This window comes from Lysobacter sp. M2-1 (assembly GCF_022662495.1).
In the GTDB taxonomy this organism is placed as follows: domain Bacteria; phylum Pseudomonadota; class Gammaproteobacteria; order Xanthomonadales; family Xanthomonadaceae; genus JAKPBU01.
Genome location: NZ_JAKPBU010000005.1, coordinates 240,303 through 253,367 on the forward strand (window position 1 = coordinate 240,303; position 13,065 = coordinate 253,367).

The window sequence follows — 13,065 nt, forward strand, 5'->3', positions numbered from 1 at the left end:
TGCCGCGGCCGCCGCGGCGCCACCTACAATGGGTCACTGTCGCCGATCGACCACTCGGGAGCCGCCATGTCCACCGATCCCTTCGATCCGCTGCTCGCCCGCGCGCATGCGCATGCCAGCGATTTCCTGCGCGAACTGCCGCACCGCTTCGTGGGCGCACGGGCCGGTCGCGAGGAGATGATCGCCGCGCTGGACGCGCCGTTGTCGCAGCATGGCGAGGACCCCGGCGCGGTGATCGATCTGCTTGCGCAACAGGCGCAGCGCGGCGTTTCCGGCTGCGCCGCACCGCGCTATTTCGGCTTCGTCATCGGCGGCTCGCTGCCGGTGGCGCTGGCGGCGGACTGGCTGGTGTCGACCTGGGACCAGAACGCCGGCATCCACGTGATCTCCCCGCTGGCGGCAGCGATGGAGGAAATCGCGGGCCGCTGGTTGCTTGAACTGTTCGATCTGCCGCGCGGCAGCGGGGTAGGGTTCGTCACCGGCTGCCAGATGGCGCATTTCACCTGTCTTGCGGCAGCCCGCCACGAGGTATTGCGCAGGGTAGGCTGGGACGTGGAAGCCGAGGGGCTGAACGGTTCGCCGCGCATCCACGTGGTCGCCTCGGAGGATGCGCACATTACGCTCGACGTGGCACTGCGCTACCTTGGCCTGGGCACGCGTGCGCTGGTCCGCGTGGAGGCCGACGGGCAGGGCCGGATGCGCGCCGATCGCCTGGGCGAGGTGCTGTCCGCACTCGAGGGGCCGACCATCGTCTGCGCGCAGGCCGGCAACGTGAATACCGGTGCCTTCGATCCGCTTGCCGAGATCGGCGAACTCGCGCGCATGAACGGGGCATGGATGCACGTGGACGGCGCTTTCGGACTGTGGGTGCGCGCCAGCGCGGAACGGCGCGGGGTGGCCGACGGTATCGAACTGGCCGATTCCTGGGCCACCGATGCGCACAAGTGGCTCAACGTGCCTTACGACAGCGGCGTGGCCATCGTGCGCCATGCCGAAGCGCAGCGCGCAGCGATGACCGTCGCCGCGGCCTACCTCATCCAGACCCGCGGCGCCGAACGCGACGCGGTGGACTGGGTGCCGGAATTCTCGCGTCGCGCGCGCGGCATACCGGTCTACGCGACGCTGCGCGCGCTGGGACGCGATGGCGTCGCCGACCTCGTCGATCGCTGTTGCGCCCGCGCCCGGCAGTTCGCTGCCGTACTGGGAGGCGAACCGGGCGTGCGCATCCTCAACGACGTCGTCCTGAACCAGGTTCTGGTGCGCTTCGGCGACGACGACACGCTCACCCGCGAAGTCATTACCGGCGTGCAGCTCGATGGCACGTGCTGGGCCAGCGGAACCACCTGGCACGACCTGGCCGCCATGCGCATCTCGGTCTCGAACTGGGCCACCAGCGAGGCCGACGTCGACGTCAGTGCTGCCGCGATGCTGCGCGTCTTCCGCGAGCTGCGCGCGCGACGCTGATCGAACTGCGCAAGGCCGCGGCCGTGCCGGCCACTGCCGTCGGGAGGCGCAAGAATCGGATATCCATAGGACTGCATCCGCCATAGGTTGGGCGCGACTCCCGATCCCGCGGCCCCGCCCATGGCGTTCGCACCGCTTGCCCTGCTTTTCGTGCTTGCATCACCGGTCTTTGCCCATGTGCTGCCCGTCGGAAGAGGCATCGCGGAGCATGCGGAGCCGTTCTGGTTAACGACCCATGGGCCGGCAACGATCGATCGCATCCACGTCGAGCTGGTCAGGGGCGAGGTCGAAGTCGTACGCAGGCCCGGTGCGATCCGGATCGACGCGTGGAAGCGGGTGGGCAGACGCCGCGACGCTGCCTTGAGGATCCATGAAATGCGGAGCGGACGCGCGCTGCGTGTCTTCGATGCCTATCCACCGCCGCGTGGCGCATCGCGCGAGTGCCCTCCGCCGCACGCGGAGCGTGGCGCGTTCTGGGACAGCGACAGCGCGGTCAAGGTCGTCGTCTCCGTTCCGGAGGGCGTGGCGGTCAGTGCCTTCATCATGGCTGGTGACCCGGAGCGATAAGACCGAAAGACGCAGTCGTGTGCATGGAGGTATCCATGAAGATGGCAGTGAAATCATGGAGATCCCGACGCAGACTACTGTCGCAGGTGCAGTACGGTACGCATCCCCCCGAGCATCGCCTGCGAGGATGTCGCCAGCGCTGCGGCGAGATCGGCCGGGCTGGACGCGGCCTCACCTGACAGCCAGGCCACGATCGGCGAGAACATGCCATCGGCCAGGGCGTGCGCGGCCAGCCGGCGGGGAAGCCGCAAGCGGGCGCTCCCGGCGAGTTTGAGTCGGTCTTCCACCTGGCGCATCAGCGCGCTGCGGATCACCCGCAGCGCGGCGCCCTGCAGCAGGCTGCGCGCCAGGGCGCGGTTGTCCCAGAAGTGCGCGAGCAAAGCTGCAACCTGCGGCACGCTCGCCTTGCCCGCGGGCAGATCGGCGAGCAGCGAAAGTGCGCCATCCATGCTGGCAGCGAGCAGGGCATCCTTGCCGGCGAAGTGTTCGTAAAAGGTCGAGCGGCTCACCCCCGACGCCTTCAGGATGTCGTCGATGCGGATCTCGTGGTAGCGCCGCTGCTGCGCCAGCAGGGTGAAGGCGGACTGCAGCGACTCGCGGGTCCTGCGCCTACGGGGATCGAGGTCATGCGGAGCCTGGCCCATGCCGGCAGTGTCCCACGGCATCGGGCGGACAGATGCCGTCGATTGTCCGGAAACTGCGCCGTTCCACTTGCTACCGTGTGCCAGCCGACGATACCTCGTCGCGGCTGCCAGCTTCCCCATGCGTCCGGACAGGCCCATGCCCAACCTGAAAGTCTCCGATCTTCGCCCGTTCATTCCCGCCAGGGACTTCGCGCTCTGCAAGCGGTTCTATTCCGGCCTGGGCTGGGAAACCCGGGATGTCGCGGACGGACTGGCGTTGGTCACACTTGCGGACCAGCAGCACTTCTACATCCAGGACTATTACATCAAGGAGGTGGCAGAGAACTGCATGCTGCACCTGACCGTGGCCGACGCGCAGGCCTGGCATCGACACGTGGCGTCCGTGCTGCAGGGCAACCGGTTTGCCGGCGCGCGTGTACAGCCACCCCAGTTGCAACCGTATGGGGCGATCGTGACGTTCGTGCACGATCCTTCGGGCGTGCTGCTCCACCTGTGCGAATGGACGCACGCTGCGCATGCGCCTCCGCGATCTGCGTAGGGCAGGATAGGGCCTGCCCTGCCAGGTTTCGGGATCGTCAGCCGTTGGCGGTCGAGGAAACCGTATCGGTCACAGCCGCCGCCACAGGTTGATTGCCAGGCACACCAGGCCCATCAGCACCGCGCTTGCGCCCGCGGCGATGACCGGCTCCAGCGTGGCCTTGCCGGTGACCATCAGGCCGAGGCCGGCCATGAATACAGGCAGGCCGAGGTTGTGCAGCCAGAAGTGGGCCACGGCCAGGCGCGTGCCTGCGGCCGCAGGGTAGGCACGGTAGACCACTCCCGCCATGGCGAGCGTCAGCCACCCGGCCAGCAGCACGTGCGCATGCACCGGGGTCAGGCTGAAGTCCTGCGACATGCCCATGTACATGCCCAGGCCAGCGCCGAAGACCAGGTAGAGGGCGGCGATCTTGATGAAGCGTTCGGACACGACGGGGTTCCTCGCAGCGGATTCGCCAACAAAACGCATCTCCGCGTGCGCGCCGGCCACGGCAGAGCACAGGTCGTCGTTTCAGTTGGAGCACTGGCGTGCGCAGGAACAGGGCAGGGTGCGATCAGACCCGCCACGGCGTCTTCCTTTCGCAACCCGGATGTGGAGCGACGGATCGCAGCGCCGGCACCGGCGCCGCGATCGGCCTGTGTCACATCACATGCGCGAGATAAAGCAGTTCAGGCTGGACCAGCCGCTCGAACTCTGCGTAGGGCATCCGTACCGCATCGGTATGCGAACCGGCGTTGAACGCGATCTCGGCCTCGCCGGTCAGGCGTGCATCGACGTACACGGGAATGCCGTAGAGATTGCCGAACGGCGGCATCGCGCCGACTTCGCAATCGGGAAATGCGTCCTTGAACTCGTTTTCCTCCGCGAGTTCGACGACCGCGCCTCCCAGGGCGCGCGACAGGCGGGTGAGGTTGGCGCGATATGCGGCCGGCATCACCATCATCGCCAGGCTGCCATCGACCTTGAGCATCAAAGTCTTGGCGAAATTGCGGTCGCCGACATGGGCCGCATGCGCGGTCTGCTGGGCGGTGATGGTGCGGTGGTGGGTCAGCGCGGTGTAGGGCGCATGGCGCTCGTCGAGGAAATGGTGCAGGCGCGGGGAGAGCATGCTCGCCTCCGTTCGGTACCGCTGGCCATCCCGCGTCGCGGTGCCGTCTGGTGGGTGGATGCGCGCATCCGGCGTCGCATCGCGACGGCCTGCGCGGGCAGGTGCGCAGCCGCAGACACAGCATACTCCTGTGGGTCAGATCCGTCCCGGCGCGTCGCGCCGCCCTGCGATCGCATTGCCCGATTTCACCACGACCGTTGCTCGGCAGGTCCCTTGGTCCCATGACGCAGGGGCACGTCCACCAATGCGAGAATGCCGCCCCCGCTTTTCCCCCAGGTGCCCATGAAGACCCCCGCCGCGCTGCAGGCGCTGATCGACTACGGCGTGATCGACGCCGTTCTGCGTCCGCTCAAGAGCGGCAAGGAAGCGTCGGTCTACGTGGTACGCAGCGGTGAGGACGTGCGCTGCGCTAAGGTCTACAAGGACATGGCGCAGCGCAGCTTCCAGCAGCGCGTGCAGTACCAGGAAGGCCGGAAGGTGCGCGGCAGCCGTGAAATGCGTGCCATCGGCAAGGCCACCAAGTACGGACGCAAGCAGCAGGAGACCGCCTGGAAGAACGCCGAGGTGGAAGCGCTGTACCAGCTGCGCGACGCTGGCGTGCGGGTGCCCGAACCGTACGGCTACTTCCACGGCGTGCTGGTGATGGAGCTGGTGGTGGATGCCGATGGCCATTCCGCGCCGCGGCTGGGCGAGGTGGAGCTTTCGCACGACCAGGCCTGCGGTTTCCATCGCTTTCTGATGCGGCAGGTGGTGAAGATGCTATGCATAGGCCTGATCCACGGCGATCTGTCGGAATACAACGTACTGGTTGCGCCCGATGGCCCGGTGATCATCGATCTGCCGCAGGTGGTCAGCGCCGCCGGAAACAACGCCGCGCGCACGATGCTGCTGCGCGACGTCAACAATCTCACCGCCAGCCTGGGCGCCTGGGCGCCGGAATTGCTGGAGACCTGGTATGGCGAGGAGATGTGGGCCTTGTTCGAGGCCGGCGCGCTGCGGCCGGACAGCGAGCTGACCGGTGAGTTCGCGCATGACGAATCGGCGCCCGATATCGATGGCGTGCGTCACGCCATCAACGATGCGCGCGAAGAGGCCTTGATCCGCCAGCAGGGCCGCGAGGCTGCGGCGCAGGAGGTTTGAGACGACGGTTGGGGGCGTGCGGACTGGATCGCGGGCGTTCGGTGCGCCCGTTCCGACGGCCCATGCGCCGAAAATGAACCCGAACGGGCTGTTCCGCCCTCTTTTTGTTCCCAGACGCCTGGAAACGGCCTTGTCCGGTGCTGCGGGCGCATACTGGCGCACGCCCAACGGAGTCAGACTGCATGCAGCACCAGATCGCCATGTTCAAATTCACGCTGGGTAACGGCCAGAGCATCGGGCCCGCGGCATTGCAGAGCCTGTGGCGGCGCTGCTGCGGGACGTCCGAGGTGAGCGTGGGGCGGGATACGGTCTCCAGCGGCAGCCGTGGGGTGACGTATTCGCTGTATGCGCCCCAACACCTGCCCGACCTGGAACGGGTGGAGATGCGCCTGCGGCGCATGCTGGAAGAGGACAAACTTTCGGCTTTGCTGATACCGCTGCATCGCGTCTAGATGGTCGGCAATCGAAAGAAGGAGCAGGGCAGGCGGGGTCACTTGGACTGCTCGAGGCTCTTCGCGGTCAGGTCGAGTGTTTTAGTTCCACCAGTGCGAGCGTCGACGCGAACCAGTTTGAGGTGCGGCCCCTGGCCCGTCGTTTTCTGATCCGCAGACGCAGGAGGCGGCTCGCTGCCCAGCAGCACCAGATCCTGCTTTTTGGGCATGACCGCATGCAGGTCATCCATCGGTAGCACGACGCTCCACACCGGCTTGCCCACCGGGCCCGAGACCCGGGTCAGCTGCAGGCGGCCTTCCTTGCCCAGTTTGTCAGCGTGCAGCACCAGTACGCTGTCGGGCTGCCGGTACCACAATGCCTGGTCGTGCTTGCCGCTGTCGCGCAGCAGGCCGGCGCGCAGGAAACCCGGCGCGTCCGGCAAAACCTCGTAAGCGCTGAACTGTGGCCGCGTGCCCCAGTTGTCCGGCCATTCCCGGGGCCAGTCCGGCGGTGCGGCCGACACCCGCACGACGCGCGCGGCCCACAGTCGATACGGCTGCGGAGCTGGTTGGTGGAGCGGGGGAGGCACGTGATTGGCCTCCAGAAACTGCTGCATCGCGCCGGGTCGTTCACCGGGCGCGCGCCCGGGCACCACCGGCGGGTTGCGATACAGCTCGGCTTCCTGCTCGGTCATCAGGCCCAGCCAGCGCTCGCCGATGGGCAGCGCACGGGTCATGAACGTCGAGGAGGCGCCGCGCGCGTAATCGGCCGGCGGCACGATGCCGCGTGGGTCGCGCACCGGCGTGTCGCGCGGGGCCGCACGCAGGCCGTTCGCGTCGATGCGCCACTGGCTGGCGTCGGACAGGGTGAGCTGCAGACCGTGCCTGCCGAAGGCGATATAGCCGGGATCGTTGACGCGTTTGCCGGCCATGGCCGGATTGGCTGCATCGATGCGGGCGCCGTCAGCGACCACGTTGCCATCGACCAGCGATACGCCCAGCGGCCCATCCAGGGTCAGCCACAGGGTTCTGCCATCCACGCCCAGCAGATCGAAGCTGCGCAGGTCGACGCCCGCGCGCTGCGCGCCTTCCAGCGTGCGCAGGCGCTTGCGCCAAGCCACCGTCGCCGTGGTTGGGTCGATGGCCCACAGGTCGAAATGCAGCAGCTCGCGTCGCGAGGGCCTGCGGCTGCGCCGATCTGCGATGCGGGTAATGGTTTCGGGCTGGCTGCTTATCAGGTAGACGCGATCGGCGCCGCCTTGGGCCGTGCGCAGTGGTGCGGACTGGAACAGGGCCGGCTGCAGTTCGCGCACCTCGCCGGTGGTGAGCAACTCGCGCAGCTCCGCGTCATCGCCTTCGCGCAACAGCAGGAGCCCGAGCGAACCCAGCACGACCAGCGCGATGACGCCCACCCCCGCCAGCAACCTGCCCAGCGCGGGGTTCATGGGTGGTCTCCGCGCATCGTGCCGTGGAAATATCGATCTGCATCCGCCATGGTGGACAACAACGGAGTCGTCGTGCGCTGCAGGACAGCTGCGCGAGCTTTGCCCTCACACACCCGGATGCGCGAGACGCGACGCGCGTGCGGGGGCACACTCGGAAAAGCGTCCGGCACAACCTGGAGCACACCCTAGGTCAAGGGCCTGCGCATGGTCGTTAAGGTAGCCGACTGCGAATTTCTGCCGGTCGCGACTATCGGCGGCCGTGATGTCCACCTTCAAGGAGATGCTTCTTCATGACGGATTCCACCTCTGGCGCTTCCGGCGCGACTTCCGGCTCGTCGGGCGCTGCGGATGCAGCAAATGCAGCGCACACTGCGGACGAAGCAGCGCAGCAAACCGAGACGGCGATCAGTGCGGGTTTCGATGCCGAGGCCGCCGCCGCCGACGCGCAGCGTGCCGCGGCCGCCTGCGATCCGGCAGCGGCGCAGGCCGCAGCAGAGCGGGCCGAGGAAGCCGCCAGCAAGGCGCAGGCCGCCGCCGAGGCCGTCGCGAATGCCGTCGAATCGAATCCGTCGCTGGCGTATGGCGACAAGGCGCTGCAGGCCGCAAACTCCGCCGCTGGAGCGGCTGTCGAAGCAGCTGCCGCGGCGCGCGCGGCTGCCAACGAGGCGACGGGATGCCTGATGTCGCAGTCGCAGCCCAGTGGCCCGACCCATGCGCTCTCGCTGGACACGATCAACCAGCTCGGTGCGATGCCGGTGCATCGCAGCGGTGACGTCGCGCCCTCCGCGTTCTCCACCTATGCCGACGTCGCGTTGAATACGTCGACGGGCTGGCGACAGGCCGTGCGCGGAACAGGCCAGTGTGGCGCCGTGCGGATGGGAACACGCTAACGGAACGGGTCCGGAACAAAACGAGCCGTGGAACAACCGGAATACAGGGCAACAGGCCAGAGCCGGAGCCTGCATCCGGCAAGGACGCGGTCTCCGGCACCGGCGTCGCGATTTACTGCGCGCGCTTCTTGTAGGTGATCTCCATCATCTTCGCTTCCTTGCCGTCTGGGCCGGGCGCGTACATCTCGAATACCTCGGTGTCCTTGTCGCTCCAGCGGCTGGTCATGCGCGTCGTCACCGGCTGCTTGGTCACGGGATCGTGGTAGGTGCCGGTGTAGGTGCAGGCGAGTTGGGCGTCGCAGCTGCCCTGGCTGACCATCAGGCCGGTGGTCATGCTGTCGTTCCACGTCGCCCAGTGCTTGCCGGTGACGTTGTCGAAGCCGTGCAGGCCCTGGCCGGTGAAGGGCTGGCCCATCATCTGTGAGGTCACTTCCTCGACCAGCACGCGGTCGCCCAGGATCATGCGGCGAGTGGCCGTGCCGGCTTCGGTGCTGGGTTCCGCGCCCGGCTCGTTCCAGCTCTTGATGGTGAGGTCGTAGCTGCCGGCCATCGAAGCGAGTTGCTTGTGCTCGGCGCCGGGCGTGCCTGCCTTCTGGTACGCGGCCATCATGGCCTGCATTTCCGGCGTCATCTGCGGCGCGGCGGTTTCCTGCGCCATGGCTGGCCCGGCCAGCAGCAGAGCCGTGAGGGTTGCGAAAAGCGGGTGCTTGCGGATCATGCGGAGCCTCCTCGAGCTGTCAAAGGGTGGACTGCGCGCGGGAGTATGCGCCCAGGCGGGCGGGTCGGGATTGACGGCAAGCTGGATAGAACAGGCCTTGTCCCAGGTGTGTAGCGAACGCATGCGTGCAGCCTGCTGGGATCACCCCCACCCGGCCGCCGCAGCGCCCTCAGGCGGCCACGTGCCTGGAAAGGGACTGCAGGATTTCGCCCAGGCGATAGGGCTTGGCGACAAAATCCACGCCCTGCGGCAGGCCCTCGATCCAGCTCTCGGCATGGCCCGACGCCAGCACGATCTTCAGCCCGGGGTGGATGTCGGCCGCCCTGCGGGCCAGGTCCACGCCCGACAGCCCCGGCATCACGACGTCTGAAAACAGAATATCGATGCTCGCGTCGTTCTGGATCTTCTCCAGCGCCTCGTCGCCGTTGCTTGCGGTGATCACGCAATAACCCTGGTCGGTAAGCGCCTCGGAAACGACGTCGAGGATCGGTTTGTCGTCATCGACCATCAGCACTTTCACCAGCTTCGCGCTCTCGTCAGGGCGGACGGTTGCCGCCACCGGAAATGCCATCGTCACGTTCGTCCCCTTGCCTGGTGTGCTGTCGATCGCCACCGTTCCTCCCAGGTGCGACACGGTGCCGTAAACCTGGCTCAGTCCGAGCCCGCTGCCTTTTCCTACGGCCTTGGTGGTGAAGAACGGATCCATCGCCCTGGCCACCACGTCGGCGCTCATGCCGCTGCCGTTGTCGCGCACGCCGACCACCACGCTGCTTGTGCCGCCGGCGGTGGTTCGCACGCGGGAAGTGACCTGTATCTGGCCTCCGTTCGGCATCGCATCGCGGGCGTTGATCACCAGGTTGAGCAGGGCGGCCTCGACCTGGGTGGCATCGATTGCGACCCGTGGCAGACCGGGTTCGAGATCGAAGGTGAGCTGGATGCTGACATCGCAGGCGCGCCGCAGCAGCGGTTCGCTGGCCGTGATCACCGCGTTGAGGTCCTGGACCTTGGCGCGGGTGAGGTCGCCACGGGAGAACGCGAGCAGTTGCTTGGTGAGCAGCGCGCCGCGGTCCGCGGCGCGCTGGGCGACGTCGGCCGAGCGGGCGATCTTCTCGACGTCGCCGGCGCCGGCCACGATCCGGTCCAGCGAATTGGTGATCACGGTCAGGATGTTGTTGAAATCGTGCGCCAGGCCCAGCGTCAGGCGGCTGACGGCTTCGGCCTTTTGCGACTGCATGAAGGCTTCCTGCGCCTCCTGCAGCGCAAGGCTTGCGGCACGCCGCTCGGAAATGTCGCGGGTGACCTTGGCGAAGCCGATCAACTGTTCGCCATCGTGGATCGGATCGACGATCACGCTGGCCCAGAACCGGGTGCCATCCTTGCGTACGCGCCAGCCTTCGCGCTCGTACCTGCCTTCGGCCGCAGCGGTGCGCAGTGCCCGTTCCGGCTCGCGGTTGTTGACGTCTTCGGGGGTGTAGAAGATCGAGAAGTTGCGGCCCAGGACTTCCCGCGCCGTATAACCCTTGATGCGTTCGCCGCCGGTGTTCCAGCTGGAGATGGTGCCGGTGGGGTCGAGCAGGTAGATCGCGTAATCGACGACGCCGTTGATCAGGATCTGGAACTGACGCGACTCGTCCAGCTTCGATATCGAGTCCAGCCCCATGTCGCCCCCCGTCAACTGCCAGCGGCGCACCCTAGCAGCGGGGCGTCGACGGGCAGTGAAGGTGGCGTTTGGGCAAGGAACGGAAGGCGGAGCCGATCATGCGACGATACCGGGTGCGCCGGCTCGCTCCCGGCTCAAAGCATCGCGTCGGGGTTGGCTGGCTTCGATCCCCGGCGCTCAGCGCGGCAGCCGTCCTTACCGCTTGTCCAGTGAATAGCGTCCCGGCCCGGCCACGATCAACAGCAGCAGCCCGCCGGCGATGCTGAAGTTCTTGTAGAAGTTGATCATGCCGTCGTACTGCATGGTCGCCGGCATGTTCCAGTACGGGTGACCGATCACTGCAGCGAGCAGGGTGTAGAACGCAAGCAGCAGGGCGAGCGGGCGGGTGTAGAAGCCCACCGCAATCGCGATGCCTGCACCCAGCTCTACCGCCACCGCGATGATCGTCATCAGCGAAGGCGCCGGCAGGTCGGTCGAGGCCATGTAATCGGCGGTGCTGGCGAAGCTGGTCAGCTTGCCCAAGCCGAATTTGAGGAACAGGATCACCAGCAGGATGCGGGCGCAAAGCAGCAGCCCATCCTTGTATTTCAGGAACAGGGTGTAACGCATGGTCGCCTCCCCGGCCTGCCGGCCGATTATCGCGAATGGGTCCGTCCTGCGTCGGCTCCCCCTGTGCCTGGTGCGAACGGTTCGACGCAGAGCCGTCCGGGTTCGATTCTACGCGCGTAGGCGCCGCTCCGGGGCACGTCGGTTAGTGCCACCCGTGCCCGCTGTCACGGCCCACGTTGGATCGCAACTGCTGGCGCGGTCGTCACGGGTTAGCATCGCGGCCTCGACCCGCGCCTTATGGAGCAAGCCATGGATACCTTCGCCCATACCCACGTACGTTTCCGTCATACCCTCGTCGCTGCGATCTGTGCGTCGCTGCTGGTGCCCGCGCTGGCGCTCGCGGCCGAACCCGATCTTGCTGCGATCCAGCGTGCTGTCGCCGGGCAGCACGACGCGTCGGTGAAACGCCTGCAGGACTGGATCGCGTTGCCGTCCATCGCCGCCGAAGATCTGAACTCGCGCGAAGGCGCCGAGTACATGGCCAGGCTCGCGCGCGAAGCCGGTTTCCAGAAAGTCGAGATCCTAGACACCGATGGCAAGCCGGGCGTGTTCGCCACGCTCGATGCCGGTGCGGCCAAGACCGTCGGCCTGTACTTCATGTACGACGTCAAGCAGTTCGATCCCAAGGAGTGGAGTTCGCCGCCGCTGGAATCGAAGATCATCGACAAGCCCGGCCTGGGCAAGGTGCTGGTCGGGCGCGGCGCGGTGAACCAGAAGGGCCCGCAGACCGCATTCCTGTCGGCATTGCACGCCATACGCGACGCCAAGCAGCCGATGCCCGTGAACCTGGTGCTGGTGGCCGAGGGCGAGGAGGAAATCGGTTCGCCTCACATTGGCCAGCTGGTGCACCGGCCTGAGGTCGAAGCCGCGTTGCGCGACACCGTGGGCGTGTTCATGCCAGCGGCCTCGCAGGACACCGAAGGCAAGGTCGGCATCAGCCTGGGGGCCAAGGGCGTGGTCGAACTGGAACTGGTCGCGAGCGGGGAGAAATGGGGCCGGGGCCCGAAGAAGGACATCCATTCCTCGCTCAAAGCGATGGTCGACAGTCCGGCCTGGCGTCTGGTCAAGGCACTCGACACCCTGGTCTCGGAAGACGGCAACACGATCACCATCGACGGTTACCCCAAGGCGCCGCCCATCAGCGCGGAGGAAAAGGCGATGATCGCCATGTCCACGCAGCTGCGCAGCGAGGCGAAGGCGAAAGAACAGTTCGGCGTGGCGCACTGGATCGACGATCTGTCGTGGCAGCAGGCCAACGAGCGCCTGATCTCCCAGCCCACGGTCAACATCCAGGGCCTGGTCGGCGGCTACACCGGACCGGGCGGCAAGACCATCCTGCCGCATCGCGCGCTGGCCAAGATCGACCTGCGCCTGGTGCCCGGGATGAAGAAGGACGACGCGGTCGCCGCGCTCAAGGCGCACCTGGCCAAACGCGGGTACGGCGACATCGAGGTCAACGTGAGCGGTGGTTACGATCCCACCAGCACCGCGCTGGACGCGCCGCTGATCCAGGCGCAGCGGACGGTGCTCGAGCGCCGCGGATTGAAGCCCTATCTGTCGCCGCGCAACGCCGGTTCGTATCCGGGCTTCGTGTTCACCAATCCGCCGCTCAGCCTGGCTTCGGGGCATTTCGGCCTGGGCCATGGCAGCGGTGCGCACGCGCCGGACGAATATCTGCTGATCGAATCGAGCAATCCGGCGGTGCAGGGCTACGACGGCGCGGTGATGTCCTTCGTGGAATATCTGTACGAGTTGGGGCGCTGACCACAGGAGTGCGCGAGCGGGCGCACCCGGCGCCCGTCGTACCGGGGTCGCGGCGCGCAGCCAAGGCCCCTTGCATGGAATCAATTC

The 13,065-nt window shown here is 67.0% G+C and carries 14 protein-coding genes and 1 pseudogene; 7 read left to right on the plus strand and 8 right to left on the minus strand.

Annotation, left to right across the window (positions count from 1 at the left end; translation table 11 throughout):
• Nucleotides 1-66: 66 nt before the first annotated feature.
• Nucleotides 67-1,464: an aminotransferase class V-fold PLP-dependent enzyme gene (locus MC375_RS11985; protein WP_242103626.1), complete on the plus strand. Its 1,398-nt coding sequence runs from the start codon at nucleotides 67-69 to the stop codon at nucleotides 1,462-1,464.
• A gap of 120 nt (nucleotides 1,465-1,584) precedes the next feature.
• Entirely contained in the window at nucleotides 1,585-2,031 is a 447-nt protein-coding gene (locus tag MC375_RS11990) for a hypothetical protein (RefSeq protein WP_242103627.1), read from the plus strand.
• A 74-nt stretch (nucleotides 2,032-2,105) separates the two neighbouring features.
• On the opposite strand, the gene MC375_RS11995 is transcribed toward MC375_RS11990, so the two are convergent.
• The gene (locus MC375_RS11995) at nucleotides 2,106-2,696 is read right to left on the minus strand and encodes a TetR/AcrR family transcriptional regulator (RefSeq protein WP_242103628.1); all 591 of its coding nucleotides are present in this window, start codon (nucleotides 2,694-2,696) and stop codon (nucleotides 2,106-2,108) included.
• Nucleotides 2,697-2,811: 115 nt separating this feature from the next.
• Between MC375_RS11995 and MC375_RS12000 the strand changes: the two genes are divergently transcribed.
• Complete coding sequence (locus tag MC375_RS12000; RefSeq protein WP_242103629.1) at nucleotides 2,812-3,213, plus strand: glyoxalase; 402 nt, start codon at nucleotides 2,812-2,814, stop codon at nucleotides 3,211-3,213.
• Nucleotides 3,214-3,282: 69 nt separating this feature from the next.
• Here the strand turns inward: MC375_RS12000 and MC375_RS12005 are convergent, their stop codons facing one another.
• Entirely contained in the window at nucleotides 3,283-3,642 is a 360-nt protein-coding gene (locus tag MC375_RS12005) for a hypothetical protein (protein WP_242103630.1), read from the minus strand.
• Between the two features lie 211 nt (nucleotides 3,643-3,853).
• A complete protein-coding gene (locus MC375_RS12010) occupies nucleotides 3,854-4,321 on the minus strand; it encodes a YbaK/EbsC family protein (RefSeq protein ID WP_242103631.1) in 468 nt (155 codons plus the stop codon).
• 282 nt (nucleotides 4,322-4,603) lie between these two features.
• Between MC375_RS12010 and MC375_RS12015 the strand changes: the two genes are divergently transcribed.
• Nucleotides 4,604-5,461 carry a PA4780 family RIO1-like protein kinase gene (locus MC375_RS12015; RefSeq protein WP_242103632.1) on the plus strand — a complete coding sequence of 286 codons (858 nt, stop codon included), beginning with the start codon at nucleotides 4,604-4,606 and terminating at the stop codon, nucleotides 5,459-5,461.
• 182 nt (nucleotides 5,462-5,643) lie between these two features.
• Nucleotides 5,644-5,913 carry a hypothetical protein gene (locus MC375_RS12020; protein WP_242103633.1) on the plus strand — a complete coding sequence of 90 codons (270 nt, stop codon included), beginning with the start codon at nucleotides 5,644-5,646 and terminating at the stop codon, nucleotides 5,911-5,913.
• A 38-nt stretch (nucleotides 5,914-5,951) separates the two neighbouring features.
• Here the strand turns inward: MC375_RS12020 and MC375_RS12025 are convergent, their stop codons facing one another.
• On the minus strand, nucleotides 5,952-7,337 hold the full coding sequence (locus MC375_RS12025) for a PA2928 family protein (RefSeq protein WP_242103634.1): 1,386 nt from the start codon (nucleotides 7,335-7,337) through the stop codon (nucleotides 5,952-5,954).
• Between the two features lie 290 nt (nucleotides 7,338-7,627).
• Here MC375_RS12025 and MC375_RS12030 point away from each other — a divergent pair, with 290 nt between their 5' ends.
• Complete coding sequence (locus tag MC375_RS12030; RefSeq protein WP_242103635.1) at nucleotides 7,628-8,227, plus strand: hypothetical protein; 600 nt, start codon at nucleotides 7,628-7,630, stop codon at nucleotides 8,225-8,227.
• Between the two features lie 112 nt (nucleotides 8,228-8,339).
• Here MC375_RS12030 and MC375_RS12035 read toward each other — a convergent pair whose 3' ends face one another.
• From MC375_RS12035 to MC375_RS12050, 4 genes and pseudogenes are all read right to left on the minus strand, one after another.
• The gene (locus tag MC375_RS12035; RefSeq protein WP_242103636.1) at nucleotides 8,340-8,945 is read right to left on the minus strand and encodes a DUF1579 domain-containing protein; all 606 of its coding nucleotides are present in this window, start codon (nucleotides 8,943-8,945) and stop codon (nucleotides 8,340-8,342) included.
• Between the two features lie 169 nt (nucleotides 8,946-9,114).
• On the minus strand, nucleotides 9,115-9,516 hold the full coding sequence (locus tag MC375_RS12040) for a response regulator (RefSeq protein ID WP_345779286.1): 402 nt from the start codon (nucleotides 9,514-9,516) through the stop codon (nucleotides 9,115-9,117).
• A pseudogene (locus MC375_RS12045) lies at nucleotides 9,505-10,605 on the minus strand (PAS domain S-box protein); the annotation flags it as partial. The pseudogene MC375_RS12045 and the gene MC375_RS12040, both read right to left, overlap by 12 nt.
• A gap of 195 nt (nucleotides 10,606-10,800) precedes the next feature.
• Complete coding sequence (locus MC375_RS12050) at nucleotides 10,801-11,214, minus strand: DoxX family protein (RefSeq protein WP_242103637.1); 414 nt, start codon at nucleotides 11,212-11,214, stop codon at nucleotides 10,801-10,803.
• A 249-nt stretch (nucleotides 11,215-11,463) separates the two neighbouring features.
• On the opposite strand from MC375_RS12050, the gene MC375_RS12055 reads away from it, so the two are divergent.
• Nucleotides 11,464-12,978 carry a M20/M25/M40 family metallo-hydrolase gene (locus MC375_RS12055; RefSeq protein WP_242103638.1) on the plus strand — a complete coding sequence of 505 codons (1,515 nt, stop codon included), beginning with the start codon at nucleotides 11,464-11,466 and terminating at the stop codon, nucleotides 12,976-12,978.
• The last annotated feature ends 87 nt before the right edge of the window (nucleotides 12,979-13,065 follow it).

Excerpts from the sequence above, each read along its gene's own strand:
- MC375_RS11985 (WP_242103626.1), top strand. The coding sequence starts at position 67 with ATGTCCACCGATCCCTTCGATCCGCTGCTCGCCCGCGCGCATGCGCAT.
- MC375_RS11990 (WP_242103627.1), top strand. The coding sequence starts at position 1,585 with ATGGCGTTCGCACCGCTTGCCCTGCTTTTCGTGCTTGCATCACCGGTC.
- MC375_RS11995 (WP_242103628.1), bottom strand. The coding sequence starts at position 2,696 with ATGCCGTGGGACACTGCCGGCATGGGCCAGGCTCCGCATGACCTCGAT.
- MC375_RS12000 (WP_242103629.1), top strand. The coding sequence starts at position 2,812 with ATGCCCAACCTGAAAGTCTCCGATCTTCGCCCGTTCATTCCCGCCAGG.
- MC375_RS12010 (WP_242103631.1), bottom strand. The coding sequence starts at position 4,321 with ATGCTCTCCCCGCGCCTGCACCATTTCCTCGACGAGCGCCATGCGCCC.
- MC375_RS12015 (WP_242103632.1), top strand. The coding sequence starts at position 4,604 with ATGAAGACCCCCGCCGCGCTGCAGGCGCTGATCGACTACGGCGTGATC.
- MC375_RS12020 (WP_242103633.1), top strand. The coding sequence starts at position 5,644 with ATGCAGCACCAGATCGCCATGTTCAAATTCACGCTGGGTAACGGCCAG.
- MC375_RS12025 (WP_242103634.1), bottom strand. The coding sequence starts at position 7,337 with ATGAACCCCGCGCTGGGCAGGTTGCTGGCGGGGGTGGGCGTCATCGCG.
- MC375_RS12030 (WP_242103635.1), top strand. The coding sequence starts at position 7,628 with ATGACGGATTCCACCTCTGGCGCTTCCGGCGCGACTTCCGGCTCGTCG.
- MC375_RS12035 (WP_242103636.1), bottom strand. The coding sequence starts at position 8,945 with ATGATCCGCAAGCACCCGCTTTTCGCAACCCTCACGGCTCTGCTGCTG.
- MC375_RS12040 (WP_345779286.1), bottom strand. The coding sequence starts at position 9,516 with ATGGCATTTCCGGTGGCGGCAACCGTCCGCCCTGACGAGAGCGCGAAG.
- MC375_RS12050 (WP_242103637.1), bottom strand. The coding sequence starts at position 11,214 with ATGCGTTACACCCTGTTCCTGAAATACAAGGATGGGCTGCTGCTTTGC.
- MC375_RS12055 (WP_242103638.1), top strand. The coding sequence starts at position 11,464 with ATGGATACCTTCGCCCATACCCACGTACGTTTCCGTCATACCCTCGTC.